Consider the following 24,026-nt stretch of genomic DNA (forward strand, 5'->3'; position numbering starts at 1 on the left):
AATATGATGATGCTGACCCTCGGCATGTTCGTTTTTATGTTGAAAACCGTGCCTTATCAAAGCATGCAACGCAGCGCCAATTACCGCTGGCCGACTTTGCCGCGCATCGGCCAGCGCCCTGCCGCGCAGTTTCTGGGAGTAGACAATGAGAAAATAACGCTGACGGGAGTCTTGGTACCGGAAGTGACCGGAGGGACATTGTCATTGATGGCGCTTCAGCTCATGGCTACCCAAGGCAGAGCCTGGCCACTGATCGAGGGCAATGGAACTATTCATGGGATGTATGTCATTGAAAGCATAGTCGACACGAAAACCCAGCTTTTTTCGAACGGCAGCGCGCGACAGATAGAATTTACGATCAATCTGATGCGCGTTGATGAATCGCTGATCGCCATGTTCGGCGATCTGCGCCAACAAGCCTCTGACCTTGCCGATAAAGCAGGTCAGGCTGCGGCGCGGCTCAGGGAGATGCTGCCGTGATCACGCAAACCCCCGTCCCTATTGGCGCGCTCATTGCGCCAGACTACGCCTTGTTTTTGCAGCAAGCAGACATCACGGAGGCTTTCCGCCACCGTCTGCTCTCATTGACGTTAACCGATAATCGCGGTTTTACCGCGGATCGATTGGATCTTGAGCTCGACGATGCGGATGGGCAAATCGCCATGCCCAAACGCGGCCAAACGCTCACTGTGAAGCTCGGCTGGAAAGGACACGCCTTGATCGACAAAGGCAAGTTTATCGTTGATGAAATCGAACATCGTGGCGCACCGGATAAACTCGTCATTCGGGCCCGCAGCGTCGACTTTCGAAACTCGATGAACGTGGCGCGAGATCATTCCTATCACGATCGCACCCTTGGTGACATCGTCAACGAAGTGGCCAACCGTAACCGGATGGGGCATACGCTGGCGGCAGGACTGGCAGAGATCAAAATCACGCATATCGATCAGTCTCAGGAAACGGATGTCGCCTTTCTTACCCGGCTGGCGACCATGAATGGTGCAGTCGCCGCCATTAAAAATGAACGCCTGCTGTTTCTGGTCCCAGGTTCTGGTCTAAGCATCTCGGGCAAACCGCTGCCGTCACTGACTTTGGAACGCAGCGATGGCGACCAGCACTACTTCAATGTGGCCGATCGGAACGCTTACACCGGCGTTATTGCCAAATGGCAAGATACTCAGCATGCCAGGCAACAGCAGATGACAGTACAACGTGAGGAAGGGAATACCACAGATGAAAATGTGGCTTCAAGCTATCTGGCAGGTGAAAGCAATAACGTTTTTACCCTGCCGACGCTCTACGCGAATAAAGAAAGCGCAATGCGTGCGGCAAAAGCGAGGTGGGCAAACATTCAACAAGGGAATGTGCAATTATCCATAAACCTCGCCGTTGGCCGCCCTGAGCTCAGTCCAGAAACGCCGATCCACCTGAGTGGATTCAAAGAGGTTATCGACAGACAAGCGTGGATCATAAGTCAAGTCGTTCACACGCTTAATGATCGAGGTTTCTCCACCAGCCTCGCATTGGATGTACTGACTCAACGCATGGAGTTTGCAATCACGGAGGGGTGATACTTCATTTGCATCTTAATCTTGCTTTTGCGAGTCAATAAGCTATTATAAGTCATATAACTTGATGTAGCAGAACGAGGGATTCAACTATGATGCACTGTCCATTATGCGGTCACGTGGCCCACACTCGCTCCAGCCGCTATCTGAGCGAGTCGACCAAAGAGCGTTACCATCAATGCCGCAACATCAATTGCAGCTGCACGTTCGCCACGCACGAGTCCGTCGCGCGGGTGATCGTCAAACCTGGCGATGACATTGTCCCGGCGCAGCCGCACCCGCCGGAGAGTCAGCATAAACAAAGCGCCGCCGCGCTGTAATGCAAAAAGCCTGCTTATGCAGGCTTTTTAATGTCGCTGCCAGGCGGCCAAGTCTCGCAAATGCGAGGTGATAGATTTTCCTGATAAAAAAAGGGGTTGGCATAATGCCAACCCCTGATAACTATTAACTTTTGGATGCAGCGTTAGCCAACGCGGTTCAGACGCTCTTTGATACGAGCAGCCTTACCAGTACGCTCACGCAGGTAGTACAGTTTAGCTTTACGAACGGCACCACGACGTTTCACAGCAATGCTGTCGATTACTGGGGAGTGAGTCTGGAATACGCGCTCAACACCTTCGCCGTTGGAAATCTTACGAACAGTGAATGCAGAGTGCAGACCGCGGTTACGGATAGCGATAACCACGCCCTCGAATGCCTGCAGACGTTTTTTGCTACCTTCAACGACCCATACCTTCACTTCCACGGAATCACCCGGACGGAATGCAGGTACGTCTTGTTTCATCTGCTCTTGTTCAAGTTGCTTAATAATGTTGCTCATAATATGTCTCTTACCCTAGGTAAACTGATATATCGGTCCCGTCTGATGTCAGACGTTTCCTTCATAGTCCTGTTGCCTGGCCTGATGTTCCCGTTGGAAATCAGCCAGCAACACCGCTTGCTCGTCAGTCAGAGCTAGGCTTTCTAGAAGTTCAGGTCTTCTAAGCCAGGTTCGGCCCAGCGACTGCTTTAAGCGCCAGCGACGTATCTCGGCATGGTTGCCCGACAGCAGAACCGGCGGTACTTCCATCCCTTCCAACACCTCTGGGCGGGTATAGTGCGGGCAGTCCAGCAATCCGTCGGCGAAGGAGTCTTCCTCCGCTGAGGCCTGATGGCCCAGCACACCCGGTATGAAACGGGCGACTGAATCAATCAGGGTCATCGCCGGCAGTTCCCCGCCGCTGAGAACGTAATCGCCGATTGACCATTCTTCGTCAATTTCGGTTTGGATTACGCGCTCGTCTATCCCTTCGTAGCGGCCGCACACCAGAATCATCTTCTGATTGGCCGCCAGTTCGCACACGCCGGTTTGATCCAGCTTGCGCCCCTGAGGTGACAGATAAATCACCTTTGCTCCCTCGCCTGCCGCTGCTTTCGCCGCATGAATGGCTTCCCGTAAAGGTTGCACCATCATCAGCATTCCCGGGCCGCCGCCGTAAGGGCGATCGTCCACGGTGCGATGCCGGTCGTAGGTGAAGTCGCGAGGACTCCAACACTGCACGCTCAGCAGGCCATTTTTTACTGCCCGGCCAGTCACCCCGTAATCGGTGATAGCGCGGAACATCTCAGGAAACAGGCTTACAATACCGATGAACACAAGCCAATCCCCTTACCGTTATTCCACTTGCTTCGACCGTTTGATCCGGGGGTCAAAAACCAGGATCCCAATCTGCCTCAATCACGCGGGCAGTGAGATCGACTTTCTTGATAACCTGCCCATGAAGAAACGGAATCAACCGCTCCTTCATGCCGAACGCATCTTTCAGGTTCGCTTTCACAACCATCACATCGTTCGAGCCGGTTTCCATCATATCGATGACTTTACCCAGCTCGTAGCCGGCGGTAGTGACTACCTGGCAGCCCATCAGGTCTTTCCAGTAGTAATCATCACCCTCCAGCGGAGGAAGTTGATCGGAATCCACCATAATCTCGCGATTAGTCAGCAGATTCGCCGCGTCCCGATCGTCAATGCCTTTGACCTTGATGATCAGATCCTGACTGTGGCGCTTCCAGTCTTCCAACTCGATATGCTGCCACTGACCCGCCTGCTGGATAAACCACGGCTGATAGTCAAAAATGCTTTCGGCGTTCTCGGTGGATGAAAACACTCTGAGCCAACCACGAATGCCGTAAGCGGACCCCATTTTACCGAGTACAATCGGCGCGATCGGCGCTACCGGTTTGAGTTGCTTGCTCATTGCCACCACCGCGACAGATTAAGCTGCTTTCTTAGCGTCTTTGATCAGCGCGTGAACGCGATCAGAAACGGTTGCACCCAGACCGACCCAGTGCTCGATGCGGTCCAGGTCCAGACGCAGTGCTTCAGCCTGACCGGAAGCGATCGGGTTGAAGAAGCCTACGCGCTCGATGAAACGACCATCACGAGCGTTGCGGCTGTCGGTCACTACTACTTGATAGAACGGACGCTTTTTAGCGCCGCCACGTGCCAAACGAATTGTTACCATAACATCCTCTTTAGTTAATAAAACAGCCGGGCCCCATTGAGGGACGGGGCCCGGTTGCAATATAAAAAGCCCGAAAATTTTACTCATTTTGGCGCAAAAAGCAATCTAAAGCGTCGATCGCAGGGGACAACTTTTGCAGCCTGTCAAATTTCGGGCGGTTTTCACCGCGAACGGCGAATGCTGAAAGCGCTCGCACTCGGCGTGCGGAGGCCTATCAGCGGCCTGGGAAGCCCGGCGGCATCATACCTTTCATGCCGCGCATCATCTTCGCCATGCCGCCTTTCTTCATCTTCTTCATCATACGCTGCATTTCGTCGAACTGCTTCAGCAAGCGGTTGACGTCCTGCACCTGCATGCCGGCCCCCATCGCGATGCGGCGCTTGCGCGAGCCCTTGATGATTTCCGGTTTGGCGCGCTCTTTCAGCGTCATCGAGTTGATGATCGCCTCCATGCGCACCAGCACTTTATCGTCCATCTGCGACTTGACGTTGTCCGGCAGCTGGCCAGCGCCCGGCAGCTTGCTCAGCATGTTGGCCATGCCGCCCATGTTGCGCATCTGCTTGAGCTGCTCCAGGAAATCGGTCAGATCGAAACCGTCGCCCTTCTTCAGCTTGTTGGCCAACTTCTCCGCCTGCTCGCGGTCGACCTTGCTTTCGATATCTTCGATCAGCGACAGCACGTCGCCCATGCCCAGGATGCGCGATGCCACGCGATCCGGGTAGAACGGCTCCAGCGCTTCGGTCTTTTCACCCACGCCGAGGAACTTGATCGGCTTGCCGGTGATATGACGGATGGACAGCGCGGCACCGCCGCGCGCATCGCCGTCGACCTTGGTCAGCACCACGCCGGTCAGCGGCAACGCTTCGTTAAACGCCTTGGCGGTATTGGCGGCGTCCTGGCCGGTCATGGCGTCGACCACGAACAGGGTTTCCACCGGCTTGATCGCCGCGTGCACCTGCTTGATCTCGTCCATCATCGCTTCGTCAACGTGCAAGCGGCCGGCGGTATCGACGATCAGTACGTCGTAGAATTTCAGCTTGGCCTGTTGCAGCGCGCGATTGACGATGTCGATCGGTTTTTCTTTGACGTCAGACGGGAAGAAGTCGATGCCGACGCCTTCCGCCAGCGTTTCCAGCTGTTTGATCGCCGCCGGGCGATAAACGTCAGCGGAAACCACCAACACTTTCTTCTTCTGTTTTTCTTTCAGGAACTTGCCGAGCTTACCGACGCTGGTGGTTTTACCGGCGCCCTGCAGGCCCGCCATCAGCACCACCGCCGGCGGTTGGGCCGCCAGATTCAGCTCGGTGTTGACTTCGCCCATCGCGGCGATCAGCTCGCCCTTGACGATCTTGACGAACTCCTGCCCCGGCGTCAGGCTCTTGTTGACTTCATGGCCGACCGCGCTCTCTTTGACGCGGTTGATGAAGTCGCGCACCACCGGCAGCGCGACGTCCGCTTCCAGCAACGCCATACGCACTTCACGCAGGGTTTCCTTGATATTCTCTTCGGTCAGCCGCCCGCGGCCGCTGATATTGCGCAACGTGCGCGACAATCGATCGGTTAAATTTTCAAACATCGTCTCATGCTCAACGTGTGATGACAGGCCGCTCCGGCGACACAATTGCGCCGATGATAACACGAAGCGCGCCGGATCTCTGCCTCAGCGTTGGAGATAGGTTGGAGTGAAACGCGCGCAACGTTATACTGACACTCCAATTAACCACGCCGAAGCAAAATTAAACGCTATGCCAGTTTTCTCCATTGTGGCTTTGATGGCCTACCTGCTCAGCCTTGGACTGATCATTCCCAGCTTGTTGCGGAAGAACAGCGCATACCGTCGGCTTGCCCTCGTCTCGGCGGTGGTGGCGCTGATTTGCCACGCCATCGCGCTGCAGCAGCGCATCTTCGACGTCAGCGCCGGGCAGAATCTCAGCCTGCTGAACATTGGCTCGATCGTCAGCCTGATCATCTGTTCGGTCATGACCTTCGTCGCCTCGCGCGACCGCGGCTGGTTCCTGCTGCCGATCGTCTACAGCTTCGCGATGATCAATCTGGCCTTCGCCAGCTTCATGCCCGGCGAGTTCATCACTCACCTGGAGTCCAGCCCGGAATTGATGGTGCATATCGGCCTGGCGCTGTTCTCTTACGCCACCCTGATCATCGCCGCGCTCTACGCCTTGCAGCTTGCCTGGCTCGACTACCTTCTGAAAAACAAGAAGTTGACCTTTAGCGCCGACATGCCGCCGCTGATGAGCATCGAGCGCAAGATGTTCCATATCACCCAGATCGGCGTGGTGCTGCTGACGCTCACTCTGTGCACCGGCCTGCTGTACATGGATAACCTGTTCAGCAAAGAGAACGTGCATAAAGCGGTGCTGTCGATCATGGCCTGGTTCGTGTATATCGTGCTGTTGTGGGGCCATTACCATGAAGGCTGGCGCGGCCGCCGCGTCGTCTGGTTCAGCTTCGCCGGCGCCTTCCTGCTGACGCTCGCCTACTTCGGCAGCCGTCTGATTCAGCAGGTGATGGTGCGCTAAGCCGGCCGCCTCAACTTTCCCTCTCTATAAGGAATACTGCATTGGAGCATGTGTCGACGGGGACCCTCATCATTATCCTGGTGATCATGATCGTGGTCTCCGCTTACTTCTCCGCCTCCGAAACCGGCATGATGACGCTCAACCGTTATCGCCTGCGTCACCTGTCCAAACAGGGCAATCGCTCGGCGCGCCGTGTGGAGAAGCTGCTGCAAAAACCGGATCGGCTGATCGGCCTGGTGCTGATCGGCAACAACCTGGTCAACATCCTCGCCTCGGCGCTGGCGACCATCGTCGGCATGCGGCTGTATGGCGACCTCGGCGTGGCGATCGCCACCGGCATACTGACCTTCGCCGTGCTGCTGTTCGCCGAAGTGCTGCCGAAAACCTTCGCCGCGCTCTACCCGGAACGCATCGCCTTCCCCAGCAGCTTTCTGCTGGCGCCGCTGCAAAAAGTGATGTTCCCGCTGGTCTGGCTGCTCAACGGCATTACCAGTATGACGCTGCGCCTGTTCGGCATTCGCACCAACGTGCGCATCAGCGATGCCGTCAGCAAGGATGAGCTGCGCACCATCGTGCGCGAATCCCAGTCGCAAATCTCCCGGCGCAATCAGGACATGCTGATCTCGGTGCTGGATTTGGAAAAGGTGACGGTTAACGACATCATGGTGCCGCGCACCGAGATCGTCGGCATCGACGTCAACGACGACTGGAAGTCGATCATGCGCCAGTTGACCCACTCGCCGCACGGCCGCATCGTGCTGTACCGCAGTTCGCTGGACGACGCCATCGGCATGCTGCGCGTGCGCGAAGCCTACCGCCTGATGACCGAGAAAAAAGAGTTCAACAAAGAGAACCTGCTGCGCGCCGCCGACGAGATTTACTTCGTGCCGGAAGGCACGCCGCTCAACGTGCAGCTGGTGAAGTTCCAGCGCAACAAAGAGAAGGTCGGCATCGTGGTCGACGAGTACGGTGACATTCAGGGCCTGGTCACGGTGGAGGATATCCTCGAGGAGATCGTCGGCGACTTCACCACCTCGATGTCACCCACGCTGGCGGAAGAGGTCACGCCGCAGAGCGACGGTTCGGTCTTGATCGACGGCACCGCCAACGTGCGCGAGCTGAACAAGGCCTTCAACTGGACCTTGCCGGCCAACGAGGCGCGCACCGTCAACGGCATGCTGCTCGAAGAGCTGGAAGAGATCCCCGAAATCGGCACCCGGTTGCGTATCGGCCATTACGATATCGACATTCTCGACGTGCAGGGCAACATGATAAAACAGGTGCGGGTCACGCCGATCACCTCGCTGCAATCCAGCGTCGGCCATCACTGACCGCTGGCCAGAACGTAAAAAAGACGCGAAATCGCGTCTTTTTTTCTCTGCGGGAACTCGCGGCTAGATATGCAGTTCCTGCAGCTTCTCTTTCGGCAGCGCCAGCTCGTCGTTGTGGTTCACCACCACGTCGTTATCCAGGATGTGCTTGGCGATCTCCTGCGCTTCTTCCAGCGAGTGCATATGGTAAGTGCCGCACTGGTATTCGTTCAGCTCAGGGATTTTGCGCTGGTCGGTCACTTTCAGCACGTCGGCCATCGCCGCTTTCCACGCATCGGCTACGCGCTGCTCTTCCGGCACGCCGATCAGGCTCATGTAGAAACCGGTACGACAGCCCATCGGGGAGATGTCGATAATCTCCACGCCCTGGCCGTTCAGGTGGTCACGCATAAAGCCGGCGAACAGGTGCTCCAGCGTGTGAATGCCGCGCTCGGGCATCACTTCCAGGTTCGGGCGGCAAAAGCGCAGATCAAACACCGTGATGGTATCGCCGTGAGGCGTCTTCATGGTTTTCGCAACGCGGACAGCCGGGGCTGCCATACGGGTATGATCGACGGTAAAGCTATCCAGCAATGGCATTTCGCTACCTCCTCGTAAAAGAGCATTTATTTCGAAACTTTTTTTCCTAACCGGGAAACCTTTTCCAACCCTGCGAGTCTCAGTATCTGAAAGACGCGCATTTGTTATCATCATCCCTGTCATCAGAGATGCATATTTGGCCACATTGATGTGGCCTTTTTCTTTTTCAGCTTCCGCCGTTTTGCTTCAGGAACGCTTCAAAGCTTAGCGTATCATTGGCTTCTATGTCGCGTTGGCGTTGCCACGAGGCTTCCCGCTCTTTATCCAGCTCGGCCTCGTTCAGGATTTCCAACGGCTCTTCCAGCAGCATCTTGCGATATTGCTCCGCCAATTGCAGGCCGACGCGCCCGGTGCCTTCCGCTTGCATCGCTTTCAGGATGCGCGCGGAGAAGGTCAGCTCAGGGTCGTCGAACGCGGCGACTAGCTCATCGCACACCTGCTGGTATTGGCGATCGCCGGCTTCGCCGTCCAACACTTCCGCCACCCGACGCAGATCGGCGAACAACGCCTTGCCCACTTTTTCGAGCGGTTCATGGCTGGCGCCACAGCCGATGCCGATGGTCTGGCCCGGCTTGCGGCCCTCCAGGATCACCCGGTTCCAGTTCTTGCGCGTGCACAGCAGTTCATCGCTGCTCATCTCCGGCGCATCGGCCAGCGCGCACCACACCAGGAACAGATCCAGGAAACGCGCCTGCACCGCATCCACGCCGATCGGCGAGAACGGGTTGATGTCCAGCGAACGCACTTCGATGTATTCGATACCACCGCGCAGCAGCGCGTCCGACGGCGTCTCGCCGCTTTTGGTCACGCGCTTCGGCCGGATCGGCGCATACAGCTCGTTCTCGATTTGCAGCACGTTGCTGTTCAGCTGCAGGTAACGGTCACCCTCTTTCACGCCCAGCTTGGCGAACTCTTCGGAAGGCGTCGCGATCGCCCGTTTCAGACCGGCCACATAGCTGTGCAGATCGTTAAAGGTGATGCCCAGATTGCTCTGCGACTTGTTGGTATAACCCAGGTCGCTCAGGCGTAGCGAAGTGGCGTACGGCAGGTAGCACATCCCCTGCTCGGTGCGCTCGAACGGCAGATTGGTCTCGCGCCCCTTGAGGAACGAAGAACAAATGGCCGGCGATGCCCCGAACAGATACGGGATCACCCAGCCGAAACGGTAATAGTTGCGGATCAGGCGGAAATAGCCCGCCGAGATCTGCTCTTTACCGCTTTCTGCGTCCTGCACGCCGGCCCAGGCCTGCCAAAACTCCAGCGGCAGCGAGAAGTTGTAGTGCACGCCGGAAATGGTCTGCATCAGCGCGCCGTAGCGATTCTTCAACCCTTCGCGGTACAGCGTCTTCATGCGGCCGATGTTCGACGAGCCGAACTGCGCCAGCTCGATATCCTGCTCAGCTTCGATAAAGCACGGCATGCTGAGCGGCCACATGCGCTCATCGCCGATATTGCGCGCCACGTAGCGATGAATATCGCGCAGGAACGTCAGCAGGTGATCGATATTGTCATCAACCGGCGTAATGAACTCTAACAGCGCCTCGGCGAAATCCGTGGTGATCCAGTGGTGCGTCAATGCCGCGCCCAGCTTTTCCGGATGCCCGGTGGTCGCCAAGGTGCCGTTCGGCGTGACCCGCAGCGTTTCACGCTCGATGCCGCGACGAATGCCTTTTAATGCCTGGGGATGGGCTTCCAACCAAGAAAGCGCCTGTGATACGTCCGGGATCAAATTGACCTCCCGCTTCTAAAAACAATAACTCGTAAGCATACTGAATCCGCACCCGAGAGAATATTGAGTTATATTCACTTGGTTACTGCCACCAGGCGATGCCCTGTACCGTTATCATAGCCAAAACGATGTAACGCAGCGCCTTTCCGATACACAGAAACAGCGCGACAGAGCCCCAGGGCATGCGCAGCCAACCTGCCAACACGCACAACAAATCGCCCACCACCGGCACCCAGCTGAGCAACAGCGCAGCCGGGCCGAAGCGTTGCAGCCACCCGAGCGCCGTTGCCAGCCCCCGCTGTGGTTTCAACGCCGGTAACAGGCGCCCGATAATGACATTGGTCAAGCCACCCAGCGTGTTGCCCAGGGTCGCGGCCAGCACCAGCAACTCCGGCGAGACGCGACTCTGGGTCAGCAAGGCGACCAGAACGATTTCTGAATTTCCCGGCAGCAGCGTCGCACTGAGGAAGCTACTGCCAAATAACGATATTACGGCTAGCGTACTACTCACAGCGTACGGACGTCTACCACCGCCATACCGGCGCTTTTCGCCGCCTGAATGCCGAAATCAGCGTCTTCAAACACCACGCATTTTTCCGGCGGCACGCCGATCAGTTCGGCGCAGCGCAGGAAAGTGTCCGGCTCCGGTTTGTGGCGCTGCACGTCGTCCGCACCGACGATCGCGTCGAAGCAGTTGAACAGGCCGAGATGACGCAGCAGCATTTCCGCCATGCGGTGCTCGCTGCCGGTGCCGACCGCCATCGGACGGCGGCCATGATAGGACTTCACCACCTCGATCAGCGGCAATGGACGCACGCTGTCCAGCAGCATCGCTTCCACCGCGCGGGTTTTCTCCGCGGCCAGGTGATGAGGATCGAGATCGGCCTGATGGCTGGCGATAATCGCCTGCGCGATGCGCCAGGTCGGCGAACCGCTCAGCGCCACCATGGCCGCTTCATCAAACGTCATGCCATAACGGGACAGCACTTCACGCCACGCTTTACGGTGCGTTGGCTCGGTGTCCAGAATCGTGCCGTCCATGTCGAAAATAAGACCCTGATAGCGGTCGTACATCGTTACTCCATGATCGTTGAGGAAAGAAAACTACTTTAGCGTAAAGCCGTTGGGTTGTCGCTGACTGCGTCATAACGGAATGTGCTGTGCCCTATCGGGCGCAAAGGAGGACAGGGGTGAAGAGAGAATGGTTAAATGCTGAAAAGCGAAAAACCCGCCGAAGCGGGTTTCTCTTAGATGGTGCATCCGGGAGGATTCGAACCTCCGACCGCTCGGTTCGTAGCCGAGTACTCTATCCAGCTGAGCTACGGATGCATTACTGTTTTTACTGCTTGCCTGCTTCGCTAATGAAGCCAGACTTAAAGAATGGTGCATCCGGGAGGATGATTTGGCGCTTGCGCCTCACCCTGCGGGCCGTTGCTGAAGCAACGTTATCCTCCCTAAGGGACACTTTCTTTTTTACTGCCCGCCTGAAGATTTCTCTTCGCTGTACGGGAAGTGAAGAATGGTGCATCCGGGAGGATTCGAACCTCCGACCGCTCGGTTCGTAGCCGAGTACTCTATCCAGCTGAGCTACGGATGCACAGTAATTCTTTGATACCCTATGGTACTTTGTTCCCAACTCTACCATACGGCTAATATGGTGCATCCGGGAGGATTCGAACCTCCGACCGCTCGGTTCGTAGCCGAGTACTCTATCCAGCTGAGCTACGGATGCAAATGGCGGTGAGGCGGGGATTCGAACCCCGGATGCAGCTTTTGACCGCATACTCCCTTAGCAGGGGAGCGCCTTCAGCCTCTCGGCCACCTCACCAAACGCTTCTTTCGAATTGTGCCTAACTCGCTTTAGAGAAGCTCATCGGCACTGCGTGGCGCACATATTACTTTCTCCGACTTTTAAGTCAAACAATTTTTCCCAACTCATGCGCGTTTGCACAATTCGCACCCAACATGGGCGATTTCACGGCAAAAAGGGCGTTTTATCAACAGGCAACCGCAGCGTCTGTAGCAACAAAGCAGGAAACTAACCGGGAAAATAATCACGAAAAAGAAGAGGGAGGGCAAAGGAAGTGGGTAAAACGATGCAGTAGCGTCTCGTCTGGCAACGAGACGCTGCTTCGGAATCAGTAAGTCGTCTGCTGAGACTTCTCTGCCTGAATGCGCTGATAGATTTCTTCACGGTGAACCGAAACCTCTTTGGGGGCGTTCACACCAATACGCACCTGGTTGCCTTTTACCCCTAGCACAGTAACCGTAACCTCATCGCCAATCATGAGGGTTTCACCAACTCGACGAGTCAGAATTAACATTCTTTGCTCCTTGAAAGATTAAAAGAGTCGGGTCTCTCAGTTTCCCCGTCATTATCCATCATATGTGGTGAAAACGTAAGCCACGCAACCCACAATAAGTGTAAGCAGACTTGGTCCCACCTCAGATAATGGTAAGTTTAGCCGACCTGAAAAACTTTGTTCCCGCAATTGTAACTAAATTGTGTTAGCACAGTATGAAAACGCCATAATCAACAAAGTATTATGGCGTTTGTGCGTGCTATTTATTTATATTCACAGCTTCGAGGCCACCCAGGCTTCTACGCTGTTTAACGCCGCTGGCAGGGCGTTGATATCCGTCCCCCCCGCCATCGCCATATCCGGGCGACCACCGCCCTTGCCGCCGACCTGCTGCGCCACGTTGCCGATCAACTCGCCGGCTTTCACGCGGTCAGTCAGATCCTTGGTCACACCAGCAACCAGGCTGACTTTGTCATCGGCCGTCGTTGCCAACACGATGATGGCCGAACCCAATTGATTTTTCAGGTCATCTACCATGGTGCGCAGCATTTTGGCTTCGGCATTGTCCAACTGGCTGACCAACAGCTTCACGCCGTTAACCACTTTTGCCTGGCTGGACAACGAAGCGCTCTCCTGCGCCGCCTGCTGATCTTTCAACTGCTGCAGTTCTTTTTCCAGCGCGCGCGTGCGATCGAGCACCGAGCGCACTTTATCGGTCAGGGTGTTACTGTCGCCTTTGACCAACTGAGCAACGTCTTGCAACAAATCGCTTTGCTGATGCAGCGTAGCGATAGCGCCAGCGCCGGTCACCGCTTCAATACGGCGGATGCCCGCCGCGGTGCCCGACTCGCTCAGAATGCGGAACAGGCCGATATCGCCGGTGCGGCTGGCGTGGGTGCCGCCGCACAGCTCGGTGGAGAAGTCGCCCATGGTCAGCACGCGCACGTTGTCATCGTACTTCTCGCCGAACAGCGCCATCGCGCCCTTCTCTTTGGCATCTTCCAAGGCCATCAGCTCGGTCTGCACCGGCAGGTTACGACGTACCTGCTGGTTCACCAGATCTTCCACCGCGCGGATTTGCTCCGGCTTCATCGCTTCGAAGTGCGAGAAGTCGAAACGCAGGTATTTGTCGTTAACCAGCGAGCCTTTCTGCGCGACGTGGTCGCCCAACGTTTGGCGCAGCGCGGCGTGCAGCAGGTGAGTTGCGGAGTGGTTCAGACGAATGCTGTTACGGCGCTCAGCGTCGATCTGCGCGTCCACGCGATCGTTCAGCTTCAGCGAACCCTGCGCCAGTTTGCCCTGATGGCCGATAGCCTGACCGTATTTCTGGGTATCGTTGACCGTAAACTCAGCGCCGGCGGCTTTCAGCACGCCTTTATCGCCGACCTGGCCGCCGGACTCGCCATAGAACGGCGTCTCATCCAGCACCACCACCGCCTCTTCGCCGGCGTTGATCTGATCGACCGGCTGGCCGTCGCGGAACAGCGCGATGACCGTCGCCTGCTGCTCGTCGTGATCGTAACCGCTGAACTGGCTGCTGCCATCCACGCGGATCAGGCTGTTATAGTCGGCGCCAAAGCCGCTGGATTCGCGCGCACGGCGGCGCTGCGCTTCCATCGCTTCTTCAAAGCCCGCTTCGTCGACTTTCAAACCGCGCTCGCGGCAGACGTCAGCGGTCAGATCGATCGGGAAACCGTAGGTATCGTACAGACGGAAAGCGGTTTCGCCGTCCAGGGTATCGCCCTGCAGCTTGGCCAGCTCTTCGTCCAACAGCGCCAGGCCACGCTCCAGCGTGCGGGCAAACTGCTCTTCTTCGGTTTTCAGCACCTGCTCCACCAGCGATTGCTGGCGTTTCAGTTCGTCGGCCGCCGGGCCCATCACTTCGATCAACGGCGCCACCAGTTTGTAGAAGAAGGTGTCTTTCGCGCCCAGCATGTTGCCATGGCGGATCGCGCGACGAATGATGCGGCGCAGCACATAGCCGCGGTTTTCGTTAGACGGGATCACGCCGTCCGACACCAGGAAGGCGCAGGAACGAATGTGGTCGGCGATAACGCGCAGGGATTTGTTGTCCAGATCGGTTGCGCCGGTCACTTTAGCCACGGCGGCGATCAGGGTACGGAACAGATCGATTTCATAGTTGGAGTTCACATGCTGCAACACCGCCGCAATGCGCTCCAGACCCATACCGGTATCCACAGAAGGTTTCGGCAGCGGCAGCATGGTGCCGTCGGACTGACGGTTGAACTGCATGAAAACGATGTTCCAGATCTCGATGTAGCGGTCGCCGTCTTCTTCCGGGCTGCCTGGAGGGCCGCCCCAGATGTGATCGCCGTGATCGTAGAAAATCTCGGTGCACGGGCCGCATGGGCCGGTGTCGCCCATCTGCCAGAAGTTATCGGAAGCGAAAGGCGCGCTCTTGTTGTCGCCGATGCGGATAATGCGCTCGGCCGGTACGCCGATTTGCTTCTGCCAGATGTCGAACGCTTCGTCATCGGTTTCATACACGGTGACCCACAGTCGCTCTTTCGGCAGGTTGAACCAGTTTTCACCGGTCAGCAGTTCCCATGCGTAGCCGATCGCGTCGTGCTTGAAGTAATCGCCGAAGCTGAAGTTGCCCAGCATTTCAAAGAAGGTGTGGTGACGCGCGGTATAACCGACGTTTTCCAGGTCGTTATGCTTGCCGCCTGCGCGCACGCAGCGCTGCGAGGTGGTGGCGCGGGAATAGGCGCGTTTGTCGAGCCCCAGGAAAACATCCTTAAATTGGTTCATGCCGGCATTGGTAAACAGCAATGTCGGATCATTGTTAGGCACCAGGGAGCTGCTCGCTACAACCTGATGACCCTTACTATGAAAGAAATCGAGAAACGCTTGACGGATCTCAGCGGTGCTCTTGCTCATAATTTTCCTGGAAAGGCTAGAATAACGACACGTGAGCCGGTGACGCCTCATCCCGACGATGACAACCAGCTCACGAACAAAAAGTGGGGATAAGATAAATTTTCTTCAGAGGGAAGTAAAACCCCGTGTGCGCTCATTGCGCAAAATCACGGTAAATTGACTGAATTTCTTCCTGGAAGAAGCCGCGATAGAGCAGATAACGCTGCACTTTGGCTTTCTCTTTCCAGTCGGTTGGCAACGCATCGCCAAATTTTCGCTGCGCCACCTGTTTTGCCTGTTCACACCAGTCGATGTCGCATTCCGCCAGCGCGTCCTGCACCAGCGCTTTGTCGACGCCCTTTTGCATCAGTTCGCTGCGGATGCGCTGCGCACCGTAACCTTTACGGCTGCGGCTGCCGATGTAGCTGTGAGCGAAACGCTTATCGTCCAGCCAGTTATGCTGGTAACAGTAGGCGATAACCTGCTCGATCAGCGCAGGATCCACCGGCTCTTCAACCACCGGCGGTGATGCCGGCGCATGTGGCCCCTTGCTGCCAAAACGGGCTTTCGCCACAAACGGCTGCGCCGCAAGTTTGCGGCGCAGTTCAGCTTCACTATGATCGCGTTGCGACAGCAGGCGCATGGCGCGGCTTAGCAAGTCATTCATCATTCAAGCCTGAATTTATGGGATATGCGCCACACGAACGGCGGCGCACATCTTCAGCGATTAGAACTGCTCGCTGGTTTCCGCTTCGTCGTCTTCGAAGTCGTCACCGGAAGCGGCCACCAGCTCACCGCCGCTGTGCAGCAGCAAATCGCGCAGCTTCTTATCCAGCTCGGCGGCGATAGCCGGGTTTTCTTTCAGGAAGTTACAGGCATTCGCCTTGCCCTGACCGATTTTCTCGCCGTTATAGCTGTACCAGGCTCCGGCTTTTTCGATCATCTTGTGCTTCACGCCCAGATCGACCAGCTCGCCACGGCTGTTGATGCCTTCGCCGTACATGATTTGGAATTCAGCCTGTTTGAACGGCGCAGCGATTTTGTTCTTCACCACTTTCACGCGGGTTTCGCTGCCCACCACTTCGTCGCCCTCTTTAATGGCACCGATGCGGCGGATATCCAGACGCACCGAAGCGTAGAACTTCAGGGCGTTACCGCCGGTCGTGGTTTCCGGGTTGCCGAACATCACGCCAATTTTCATACGGATCTGGTTGATGAAGATCAGCAGGGTATTGGCGTTTTTCAAGTTGCCGGCCAGCTTACGCATCGCCTGGCTCATCATGCGCGCCGCCAGACCCATGTGCGAATCGCCGATTTCACCTTCGATTTCCGCCTTCGGCGTCAGCGCCGCCACGGAGTCGACGATGATGACGTCAACCGCGCCGGAGCGGGTCAGCGCATCACAGATTTCCAGCGCCTGCTCGCCGGTGTCCGGCTGGGAGCACAGCAGGTTGTCGATATCGACGCCCAGCTTTTTCGCATAGATAGGATCCAGCGCGTGCTCGGCGTCGATGAACGCACAGGTTTTGCCTTCGCGCTGCGCAGCGGCGATCACCTGCAGCGTCAGGGTGGTTTTACCGGAGGATTCCGGGCCGTAGATTTCGACGATGCGGCCCATCGGCAGGCCGCCGGCGCCCAGAGCGATATCGAGTGACAGTGAGCCGGTGGAGATCGTTTCCACGTCCATGGAGCGGTCTTCACCCAGGCGCATGATGGAGCCTTTGCCGAACTGTTTCTCAATCTGGCCCAGTGCCGCAGCTAACGCCTTTTGCTTGTTCTCATCAATAGCCATTTTTGCTCCTTCGTTTCGCAATGCCGGTGTTACCCCACACTGCCACTGAATGTATGTTGTGCAGGAAATGTCACTAATTATACTGTATGGTCATACAGTATCAAGCCTAATTTACAAAAATTCGTCGATGGCGGTTTGCAGCGCGAAAATCGTCGCCTGCAGCCGCACCGCATCGCGATCGCCCTCGAATTGCATCTTGCGCGACAGCCCCCGGCCATCGCTGCCGGCGAAGCCGAACCACACGGTGCCGACCGGCTTTTCCGCGCTGCCGCCGTCCGGGCCGGCGATGCCGCTTACCGAGAGCGCCAGATCGGCCCGCGCCGCACGCAGCGCCCCTATCGCCATCTCGCGCACCACCTCTTCGCTGACCGCGCCGTGCGCCGCCAACGTGGCTTCGCTCACCCCCAGCAGGTCGTGCTTCGCCGCATTGCTGTAGGTGACGAAACCGCGATCGAAATAGGCGGAGCTCCCCGCGATATCGGTAATGGCCTTGGCGATGCCGCCGCCGGTGCAGGATTCCGCGCAGGTGATCCAGCGGCCCTGAGCCTTCAGTTTTTCCCCCGCCAGCACGCTGAGCCGGCGCAGTTGGTCGTCACTCATAACCCCTCCCTCGCGAATTCAGGTATATGCGCCCGATAGTAGCATTTATCAAGGCGGCGCGGCGGCCGGCGCGCAGAAATGCGCAGCGCCTCGCAGGAGGTGCGGTTTTAAGCGCCCGGCCAAGCTGCTAGTATCAAAAGAAGCGCCCCAGCGAGCGGCGGCGCACCAGCACAAGGAACATCACGGAGGCGGCACGCTGCGGCGGCGGCCTCAGGGCGCACCAGAAGAGATTAGGACGATAGCGTGAAAAAAACGTTGGGCGTATTCTTGCCGTTGTACACCACCACCCTGCTGCTGCTGTTGGGCTCGGGCCTGCTCACCACCTACGTCTCGCTGCGGCTGGCCTCCATCCACGTCAGCAGCGCGCTGATCGGCGCCATCATCGCCGCCAACTACATCGGGTTGGTGATCGGCGGTAAGGTCGGCCACTTTCTCATCGCCCGCGTCGGGCATATCCGCGCCTACGTGGCCTGCGCCGGCATCATTACCGCCGCGGTGCTGGGGCACGGCCTGACGGCGTTCATTCCCGCCTGGGTTGCGCTGCGTCTGGTGATCGGGCTGTGCATGATGTGTCAGTTCATGGTGCTGGAAAGCTGGCTGAACGACCAGGCGGAATCCAACCAGCGCGGCATGGTGTTCGGTTTCTATATGGCGGCGACCTATCTCGGCATGTCGCTGGGCCAGATCGTGCTGATGCTGCAAAGCAATCTGGGCATTGCCACGCTGCTGGTGATCGCACTGTGCTTCGCGCTCTGCCTGGTGCCGATCGCTCTCACCACCCGCACCAATGCGCGCCACATGTCGCCGGCGCCGATGGAACTGCGTTACTTTGTCGGCGCCATTCCCAAGGTGCTGGCCACCACGCTGGTGATCGGCATGGTGGTAGGTTCGTTTTACGGCCTGGCGCCGGTCTACGCCAGCCTGCAATCCTTAACCACGCAGCAAACCGGCCTGTTCATGGCGCTGGCCATCTTCGCCGGGCTGGTGGCGCAATTCCCGCTCAGTTGGCTGTCGGATCGCTATAACCGCCCCTTGCTGATGCGCCTCAACGCCATTTTTCTGATCGTGGCGGCGCTGCCGCTGGCGCTGCTGCCGCACATCGATTTCCCGCTGCTGCTGGCGGTGGGGTTCGTCGTCAGCATGCTGCAGTTTACGCTCTACCCGCTGGTGGTGGCATTGGCCAACGATCTGATCGAGCCGGAGCGCCGCGTCTCGCTGGCCGCCTGCCTGCTGATGGCGTTCGGCGTCGGCGCCAGCATCGGGCCGCTGGCGGTCGGCGCGCTGATCGAGCCGCTTGGCGGCAATATCCTGTACGCCTTCTTCGCCCTGTGCGGCGTGCTGCTGGCGGCCCTCAGCCGCACGGCGAAAGCGGAGGAGCCGCAGCTGGCGCAGGACGCGCCGGTGCCGCACATTCCGCTGCCGGACAGCCTCGCCAGCTCGCCGCTGTCGCCGGCGCTCAATCCGACCTTTGATGAGCAGATCATTCACGACACCATGCCCCCGCCGGAAGCGGCGCCCGATGTCGACGAGCCGCAGCCTGAAGAACAGGAAACGGAGCACTTGCCTCAGGGCGCCGATCCGCAAGAGGACACCGGCCTGAAAAAGGCGCACGCCATGCTGTAAACGGCGCGGAGCTACAGATCCAGGAAAGAGCCCAGCAGAAAACCGCGTTCGGCGATCGCCGCTTTCAGCGTCGGCGCGGTCAACACATCCAGCTCGACGAGGCGCGGGTGGCAGTATTTGCTCTGCAGGATCGTCGCGTCGAGGAACGCCGGGTGGCACATCATTTCCAATGACTCGGCACCCTGCTCGTCGGCGCGCGCCAACCGCTGCAGGAACAAGGCTTCGGAAATCGTTTCGCCGTAGAATCCCGCGTCAAACGCGTCGGTGCTGCAGGGCGTCTGCAACGCAATATCGCGCCGTTTCGCCTCTTCGCGATCGAGGCGCAGCGGCAGACCCTGCGCCTGCGCAAACGCCTCCACCAGCGGGTAAATCTGCGGCTGCATATGTACATGGTGGTGGCTGTCGATGTGCGTCGGCGGCCTGCCGAACAGCGTCACAAACCGCGCGAACTGGCGCTGCAGCTCCTCCTGGATCTCGTCCAGCTGCAGCTCGCCGGCCTCGGCGCGGCGCCACAGCCATTTACCCAATTCGCCATGCTCGTTGACCAGCGAAGGCATGGCGCCCAGCGGCCTGCCATGGGTCAAAACGAAATGCAGCCCGATCGGTAACCCCGGATATTGCCGGCTGAGCGCCGCCGCGTGCTGTGCGCCGCCGCCGTTCACCATCGCCGTGGTAGAGGAAACGACGCCATGCTGATACGCCTCGATAACACCGTAGTTTTGTCCCTTGCTCAGGCCGAAGTCATCGGCATTCACGATCAGTAGTTTTTCCATAGTGGCTCCCGCGGGATGAATTTTTGGCAAGGGAAGCCCGACCGACCGGCGCGGCATTCCCCTTCGCTAAGGTAAAAATCGAATGATTAACCGGCCGGCGGCCTGAAGCTCATCGGCATATCGGCGTTGATACTGATCGGGAGCGGCCCTAAAGAGGGCCGTAGCACTTTTTTCGGTAGTTGCCTGGGGTCACATCGGTGAGCCGCTTGAAGTTTTTAATGAACAGGCTGACATCGCCATAGCCGGAATCGAAGGCGATATCGGAAACCGAATAGTTGGTGACCTCCAGCTGCGTCTTGGCGAAGTTGATGCGGATCTCATTGATCACCTGCATCGGCGTCTTGTGGTAGTAACGCCGCATCGCCCGGGTCAGATATTCCTGGGTTTTCCCCGACAGCGCCACCATGTTAGCCAACGCCCTTTCGCCGAACATCGCCTTGTCATGCATGCCGGCCAGGGTGTTCTTCAGCCACTGCGGGATATCATCGCCGCCATCGTTTTCTTCTTTATGGTGACGAATACGGCTGATCACATAGAAGGTCAGCGTTTCGAGAAATTCGGCGAAGTCGTCCTCGCGAAACTGCGGCGAACTCACCACCGATTCGATATAGGCCAAAAACTCGTTTCTCAGGCTGTAGGCCTGCGAGGCGACGAAGCAGCGCGGCAGCTGCTGCAAATAGTGCTCTTCAAAGAACGCTTTGCTGACCGCCACGTTGAAGATTTTCGTCGCGCCGAACTCGTAAAAGCTCTGGTGGTAGGAGCCGATGGGGATAAAGACGAAATCCCCGCGCTCCAGCAGCACCCGCTTGCCGTTGATCTCCTGATAGCATTTGCCGCTCAGCACGATGGTGAACTCGTAATAGTCGTGCTGATGCAGCCCGGTGGCGCTTTCCACCTTGTTGTAGATAAACAGGTGAAAATCTTTGCAGTTAAAAAAATCCTGCTCGCGAATCAGCTTCACGTCGTTGGCACTCAGCGAAATTCGGTTGTCGGACACGGCGCCGGCCTCCCGTTAGTCAAATCCGTTGCGTCTGGCCGCCTCGGCAAACCAGTAGCCGCTTTTCTTGATGGTGCGGCGCTGATCCGCCCGATCCAGCCGCACCAGCCCATAACGATTCTTGTAGGCGTTCAGCCAGGACCAGCAGTCGATAAAGGTCCACAGATGATAGCCTTTGCACTGCGAGCCTTCCGCCAGCGCGCGGTGCAGCCACTTCAGGTGCTCGCGAATAAAGTCGATGCGGTAATCGTCCTCCACCCGCCCATTGGCGCCGATAAACGCCTCTTCGCCCTCAACGCCCATGCCGTTTTCCGAAATATAACAAGGCAGGTTGCCGTAGTTCTCTTTCAGATCCATCAGGATGTCGTACAGCCCCTTTTCGTAGATCTCCCAGCCGCGGTGCGGATTGATTTTGCGGCCCGGCATTGCATAGTAACTGAACAAATCCTCCGGCGATGCGATCGGCCCCTCGGCATGACGCCCCTCTTTCGCCTGCACCCTGCGCGGCTGGTAGTAGTTGACGCCGAGGATGTCCACCACGCCGCCTTCAATCAGCTGCGCATCCTGCGGCTCGCAGTGGGGCATCAGCCCATGCCGCTCCAGCAGCTGCAGCAACGCCGCCGGATAACGCCCTTTGGCGACCGGATCGAGGAAACTGCGGTTGAGCAGCAGATCGGCGTCGTGCGCGGCCTGCCGATCCTCCGGCGCGTCGGAACGTGGATAGGTCGGGCTCAGATTCAGAATGATGCCGATGCTCCCCGGCAGCTCCCGCGCTCTGAAACGCTGCACCGCCATGGCGTGCGCCAGTACGCTGTGATACGCCACGGTGACCGCCCGTTTGAAGTCCACCACGCAAGGGTAATGCAGGTCATTCAGGTAACCGGCCTCCACCGGCACGATCGGCTCGTTGAAGGTGAACCAGTGGGTGACCCGATCGCCAAACAGGCCGAAGCAGATATCGGCGTAACGCGCATAGGCTTCGACCACCGCCCGGCTTTCCCAGCCGCCGCGCTGCTGCATGCACAGCGGCATATCGAAGTGGTAGAGATTGATAAACGGGGTGATGCCCTGCGCCAGCAGCTCGTCGATCATCGCGTTATAGAACGCCACCGCCTGCGGGTTCACCTCGCCGTCACCGTCCGGGATCAGCCGCGACCACGAGATAGACGTTCTGAAGGTATTGTGGCCCAGCGTTTTGAGCAGCCCGATATCGGCGCGGAAATGGTCGTAAAAGGTCGAGGCCTCGGCTGGCCCCACCCGATCGTGAAAGCGCTCGGGCGCGATCTCGTACCAATAGTCGAAGATGTTGCGGCTCTTGCCGTCGCGCGCGGCCGCCCCTTCAGACTGCGGCGCGGAGGTGGCGCTCCCCCACCAGAACCCGTCGGCAAATTGATATTCCATACTCGCGTCCCTCGCAGGGCGGCCGCGCCGCCCCGTTCCACAGTTAGAATTTCAGCGCCTTGGCGATGTCTTCTTCGCTTTCCGTCGCCGCGTCGATCTGGCTCTGCGCCTTGTTGGAGATCGCCACGAACGGCAGATAAATCACGGTGGCGACCGCCAGGTTAAACAGGCTCAACAACATGGCCATGATGCTGCCGTTGGTGTTGAAGAACGCCCCCAGGCCGACCGGCATGGTCCAGGGCGCGATGTTGGTGATAGGCGGGATCAGCCCGGAGTAATAAGCCAGCGAGGTGATAATGGTCAGCACCGGCTGCACCAGGATGAACGGAATGAACATCACCGGGTTCATGATCACCGGCAGGCCGAACAGAATCGGTTCGTTGATCTGAAAAATGCCGGACGGCGTCGCCAGCTTGGCGACCTGGCGGTAATCCTCGCGGCGCGAGGCGATGAAGATGGCGATGATCAGGCCCAGCGTCGAGCCGGTGCCGCCGAGGTAGATGTAGGAGTCGACGAACGGTTTCGCCCACATGTGGAACTCTTTCCCGGCGGCCACCGCCGCTTCGACCGAACCGTATTTGTTGTACAGCTCCACGTTTTCCAGCGCGAACGGCGTCATGATGCCGCTGTCCAGCGCCGCCAGCGCCATGGAGCCGTGCACCCCAAAGAACCACAGCAGCGAGGAGAACAGCACGTACACCCAGCCCACCACGCTGCCCATCTTGGCCAGCGGTGCCGAAATGCCGTCCATGATGATCTGGTGGAAGTTGGTGCCCCAGTGCGCCAGCGCGAACGCCACCAGCCCCATGATGGAGAGGATGATGAAACCGGGGATCAGCGCCGAGAAGGAGCGCGACACCGAAGCCGGCACGCTGTCCGGCAGGCTGATCACCCAGTTGCGCCGCACGATGAAAGCAAACATCTCGGCCACCACCAGCCCGATCACCATACCGGAAATGATGTTGGCGCCGCCCAGCCAGTTGGCGCCCACCGCATAGGCCTCGCCGACGTTGAACGGTGTGACGGTCATAAAAGCAGCCACCGCCAGCAGCGCCGAGGCGAGCGGATCGACCTTGCGCTCTTCGGCCAACGCCATGCTGATAAAGAACGGCGTCATCAGGGACATGATCCCCAGCGTGCCGTTGTACACGCTGCCGCCAATGCTCTTCAGGCTATTGAGCGTCTCGATGGTGGAGGCGTCCAGGCGCACGCCCAGCGAATAGAAGAACGATCCTTCGCCGAAGCTCAGGAACACGTTGTTGATCAACACGAACATCGCCCCGGTCAAGGTCAGCGGCATCAGGCGGATAAAGCCGTTCTTGATGGCGTTGACGTGGGGCTGCTTGCCGATTTTTACGGCGAAAGGCAGGATAACCTTCTCGAGCGAGGCAATGAGGGTATTCACGGCG

24 protein-coding genes and 4 tRNA genes are annotated in these 24,026 nt (G+C 58.1%); 6 read left to right on the forward strand and 22 right to left on the reverse strand.

What is annotated here, in order from left to right; genetic code table 11:
* The first annotated feature begins 6 nt into the window (after positions 1–6).
* From ACJ8PI_RS13725 to ACJ8PI_RS13735, 3 genes are all read left to right on the forward strand, one after another.
* Complete coding sequence (locus ACJ8PI_RS13725; RefSeq protein WP_033652990.1) at positions 7–480, forward strand: phage tail protein; 474 nt, start codon at positions 7–9, stop codon at positions 478–480.
* Complete coding sequence (locus ACJ8PI_RS13730; RefSeq protein ID WP_074026404.1) at positions 477–1,571, forward strand: phage late control D family protein; 1,095 nt, start codon at positions 477–479, stop codon at positions 1,569–1,571. Before ACJ8PI_RS13725 ends, ACJ8PI_RS13730 begins: the two co-directional genes overlap by 4 nt.
* Positions 1,572–1,660: 89 nt before the next feature.
* Positions 1,661–1,888: an ogr/Delta-like zinc finger family protein gene (locus ACJ8PI_RS13735; protein ID WP_033637183.1), complete on the forward strand. Its 228-nt coding sequence runs from the start codon at positions 1,661–1,663 to the stop codon at positions 1,886–1,888.
* Between the two features lie 143 nt (positions 1,889–2,031).
* On the opposite strand, the gene rplS is transcribed toward ACJ8PI_RS13735, so the two are convergent.
* The 5 genes from rplS to ffh all read right to left on the reverse strand — a co-directional run bounded on the left by rplS (position 2,032) and on the right by ffh (position 5,648).
* Positions 2,032–2,388, reverse strand: a complete 357-nt coding sequence (rplS, locus tag ACJ8PI_RS13740) for a 50S ribosomal protein L19 (protein WP_025301638.1) — start codon at positions 2,386–2,388, stop codon at positions 2,032–2,034.
* A 48-nt stretch (positions 2,389–2,436) separates the two neighbouring features.
* Positions 2,437–3,204, reverse strand: a complete 768-nt coding sequence (gene trmD / locus ACJ8PI_RS13745; RefSeq protein ID WP_047569238.1) for a tRNA (guanosine(37)-N1)-methyltransferase TrmD — start codon at positions 3,202–3,204, stop codon at positions 2,437–2,439.
* A gap of 52 nt (positions 3,205–3,256) precedes the next feature.
* Positions 3,257–3,805, reverse strand: coding sequence for a ribosome maturation factor RimM (gene rimM, locus ACJ8PI_RS13750; RefSeq protein ID WP_033637182.1), 549 nt, complete (start codon positions 3,803–3,805; stop codon positions 3,257–3,259).
* A gap of 18 nt (positions 3,806–3,823) precedes the next feature.
* Entirely contained in the window at positions 3,824–4,072 is a 249-nt protein-coding gene (gene rpsP, locus ACJ8PI_RS13755; protein WP_004932501.1) for a 30S ribosomal protein S16, read from the reverse strand.
* Between the two features lie 214 nt (positions 4,073–4,286).
* Entirely contained in the window at positions 4,287–5,648 is a 1,362-nt protein-coding gene (ffh, locus tag ACJ8PI_RS13760) for a signal recognition particle protein (protein WP_004932504.1), read from the reverse strand.
* A gap of 169 nt (positions 5,649–5,817) precedes the next feature.
* On the opposite strand from ffh, the gene ACJ8PI_RS13765 reads away from it, so the two are divergent.
* Positions 5,818–6,609, forward strand: coding sequence for a cytochrome C assembly family protein (locus tag ACJ8PI_RS13765; RefSeq protein ID WP_033637181.1), 792 nt, complete (start codon positions 5,818–5,820; stop codon positions 6,607–6,609).
* A gap of 41 nt (positions 6,610–6,650) precedes the next feature.
* Positions 6,651–7,940 (forward strand): HlyC/CorC family transporter, encoded by a 1,290-nt coding sequence (locus ACJ8PI_RS13770; protein WP_033637180.1) that lies wholly within the window; start codon positions 6,651–6,653, stop codon positions 7,938–7,940.
* A gap of 63 nt (positions 7,941–8,003) precedes the next feature.
* On the opposite strand, the gene luxS is transcribed toward ACJ8PI_RS13770, so the two are convergent.
* From luxS to pncC, 13 genes are all read right to left on the reverse strand, one after another.
* Entirely contained in the window at positions 8,004–8,519 is a 516-nt protein-coding gene (gene luxS, locus ACJ8PI_RS13775) for an S-ribosylhomocysteine lyase (RefSeq protein ID WP_019455133.1), read from the reverse strand.
* A gap of 166 nt (positions 8,520–8,685) precedes the next feature.
* Positions 8,686–10,248 (reverse strand): glutamate--cysteine ligase, encoded by a 1,563-nt coding sequence (gene gshA, locus ACJ8PI_RS13780; RefSeq protein ID WP_033650024.1) that lies wholly within the window; start codon positions 10,246–10,248, stop codon positions 8,686–8,688.
* A gap of 82 nt (positions 10,249–10,330) precedes the next feature.
* Complete coding sequence (locus ACJ8PI_RS13785; RefSeq protein WP_004932520.1) at positions 10,331–10,759, reverse strand: YqaA family protein; 429 nt, start codon at positions 10,757–10,759, stop codon at positions 10,331–10,333.
* Positions 10,756–11,322 (reverse strand): fructose-1-phosphate/6-phosphogluconate phosphatase, encoded by a 567-nt coding sequence (yqaB, locus tag ACJ8PI_RS13790; RefSeq protein ID WP_033637176.1) that lies wholly within the window; start codon positions 11,320–11,322, stop codon positions 10,756–10,758. The genes ACJ8PI_RS13785 and yqaB overlap by 4 nt, the downstream gene beginning before the upstream one ends.
* 178 nt (positions 11,323–11,500) lie before the next feature.
* A tRNA-Arg gene (locus ACJ8PI_RS13795) sits at positions 11,501–11,577 on the reverse strand.
* A 191-nt stretch (positions 11,578–11,768) separates the two neighbouring features.
* Positions 11,769–11,845 (reverse strand) — tRNA-Arg (locus ACJ8PI_RS13800).
* Positions 11,846–11,903: 58 nt separating this feature from the next.
* A tRNA-Arg gene (locus ACJ8PI_RS13805) sits at positions 11,904–11,980 on the reverse strand.
* Positions 11,981–11,983: 3 nt separating this feature from the next.
* A tRNA-Ser gene (locus ACJ8PI_RS13810) sits at positions 11,984–12,076 on the reverse strand.
* Positions 12,077–12,386: 310 nt separating this feature from the next.
* Positions 12,387–12,572, reverse strand: coding sequence for a carbon storage regulator CsrA (gene csrA / locus ACJ8PI_RS13815; RefSeq protein ID WP_004091602.1), 186 nt, complete (start codon positions 12,570–12,572; stop codon positions 12,387–12,389).
* 252 nt (positions 12,573–12,824) lie between these two features.
* Positions 12,825–15,452, reverse strand: a complete 2,628-nt coding sequence (alaS, locus tag ACJ8PI_RS13820; RefSeq protein WP_164134590.1) for an alanine--tRNA ligase — start codon at positions 15,450–15,452, stop codon at positions 12,825–12,827.
* 133 nt (positions 15,453–15,585) lie between these two features.
* Positions 15,586–16,098, reverse strand: coding sequence for a recombination regulator RecX (gene recX / locus ACJ8PI_RS13825; RefSeq protein ID WP_047569255.1), 513 nt, complete (start codon positions 16,096–16,098; stop codon positions 15,586–15,588).
* A 60-nt stretch (positions 16,099–16,158) separates the two neighbouring features.
* On the reverse strand, positions 16,159–17,223 hold the full coding sequence (gene recA, locus ACJ8PI_RS13830; RefSeq protein ID WP_004932541.1) for a recombinase RecA: 1,065 nt from the start codon (positions 17,221–17,223) through the stop codon (positions 16,159–16,161).
* 111 nt (positions 17,224–17,334) lie between these two features.
* Positions 17,335–17,823, reverse strand: a complete 489-nt coding sequence (gene pncC / locus ACJ8PI_RS13835; RefSeq protein ID WP_041033341.1) for a nicotinamide-nucleotide amidase — start codon at positions 17,821–17,823, stop codon at positions 17,335–17,337.
* 243 nt (positions 17,824–18,066) lie between these two features.
* Between pncC and ACJ8PI_RS13840 the strand changes: the two genes are divergently transcribed.
* Positions 18,067–19,446, forward strand: a complete 1,380-nt coding sequence (locus ACJ8PI_RS13840) for an MFS transporter (protein ID WP_049194581.1) — start codon at positions 18,067–18,069, stop codon at positions 19,444–19,446.
* Positions 19,447–19,457: 11 nt separating this feature from the next.
* Here ACJ8PI_RS13840 and chbG read toward each other — a convergent pair whose 3' ends face one another.
* The 4 genes from chbG to chbC form a co-directional block, all read right to left on the reverse strand.
* The gene (gene chbG, locus ACJ8PI_RS13845) at positions 19,458–20,219 is read right to left on the reverse strand and encodes a chitin disaccharide deacetylase (protein WP_060423406.1); all 762 of its coding nucleotides are present in this window, start codon (positions 20,217–20,219) and stop codon (positions 19,458–19,460) included.
* A 148-nt stretch (positions 20,220–20,367) separates the two neighbouring features.
* Positions 20,368–21,216, reverse strand: a complete 849-nt coding sequence (chbR, locus tag ACJ8PI_RS13850) for a transcriptional regulator ChbR (protein WP_033637170.1) — start codon at positions 21,214–21,216, stop codon at positions 20,368–20,370.
* Between the two features lie 15 nt (positions 21,217–21,231).
* A complete protein-coding gene (locus ACJ8PI_RS13855) occupies positions 21,232–22,617 on the reverse strand; it encodes a glycoside hydrolase family 1 protein (protein WP_164105359.1) in 1,386 nt (461 codons plus the stop codon).
* Positions 22,618–22,660: 43 nt separating this feature from the next.
* Complete coding sequence (gene chbC / locus ACJ8PI_RS13860) at positions 22,661–24,022, reverse strand: PTS N,N'-diacetylchitobiose transporter subunit IIC (protein ID WP_004932557.1); 1,362 nt, start codon at positions 24,020–24,022, stop codon at positions 22,661–22,663.
* Between the last annotated feature and the right edge of the window lie 4 nt (positions 24,023–24,026).

This window comes from Serratia sp. CY82433, assembly GCF_052166535.1.
GTDB lineage: Bacteria > Pseudomonadota > Gammaproteobacteria > Enterobacterales > Enterobacteriaceae > Serratia > Serratia sarumanii.

Excerpts from the sequence above, each read along its gene's own strand:
- ACJ8PI_RS13725 (WP_033652990.1), top strand. The coding sequence starts at position 7 with ATGATGCTGACCCTCGGCATGTTCGTTTTTATGTTGAAAACCGTGCCT.
- ACJ8PI_RS13735 (WP_033637183.1), top strand. The coding sequence starts at position 1,661 with ATGATGCACTGTCCATTATGCGGTCACGTGGCCCACACTCGCTCCAGC.
- recX (WP_047569255.1), bottom strand. The coding sequence starts at position 16,098 with ATGAATGACTTGCTAAGCCGCGCCATGCGCCTGCTGTCGCAACGCGAT.
- ffh (WP_004932504.1), bottom strand. The coding sequence starts at position 5,648 with ATGTTTGAAAATTTAACCGATCGATTGTCGCGCACGTTGCGCAATATC.
- rpsP (WP_004932501.1), bottom strand. The coding sequence starts at position 4,072 with ATGGTAACAATTCGTTTGGCACGTGGCGGCGCTAAAAAGCGTCCGTTC.
- csrA (WP_004091602.1), bottom strand. The coding sequence starts at position 12,572 with ATGTTAATTCTGACTCGTCGAGTTGGTGAAACCCTCATGATTGGCGAT.
- rplS (WP_025301638.1), bottom strand. The coding sequence starts at position 2,388 with ATGAGCAACATTATTAAGCAACTTGAACAAGAGCAGATGAAACAAGAC.
- luxS (WP_019455133.1), bottom strand. The coding sequence starts at position 8,519 with ATGCCATTGCTGGATAGCTTTACCGTCGATCATACCCGTATGGCAGCC.
- ACJ8PI_RS13765 (WP_033637181.1), top strand. The coding sequence starts at position 5,818 with ATGCCAGTTTTCTCCATTGTGGCTTTGATGGCCTACCTGCTCAGCCTT.
- recA (WP_004932541.1), bottom strand. The coding sequence starts at position 17,223 with ATGGCTATTGATGAGAACAAGCAAAAGGCGTTAGCTGCGGCACTGGGC.
- ACJ8PI_RS13855 (WP_164105359.1), bottom strand. The coding sequence starts at position 22,617 with ATGGAATATCAATTTGCCGACGGGTTCTGGTGGGGGAGCGCCACCTCC.
- pncC (WP_041033341.1), bottom strand. The coding sequence starts at position 17,823 with ATGAGTGACGACCAACTGCGCCGGCTCAGCGTGCTGGCGGGGGAAAAA.
- alaS (WP_164134590.1), bottom strand. The coding sequence starts at position 15,452 with ATGAGCAAGAGCACCGCTGAGATCCGTCAAGCGTTTCTCGATTTCTTT.
- chbG (WP_060423406.1), bottom strand. The coding sequence starts at position 20,219 with ATGGAAAAACTACTGATCGTGAATGCCGATGACTTCGGCCTGAGCAAG.
- yqaB (WP_033637176.1), bottom strand. The coding sequence starts at position 11,322 with ATGTACGACCGCTATCAGGGTCTTATTTTCGACATGGACGGCACGATT.
- rimM (WP_033637182.1), bottom strand. The coding sequence starts at position 3,805 with ATGAGCAAGCAACTCAAACCGGTAGCGCCGATCGCGCCGATTGTACTC.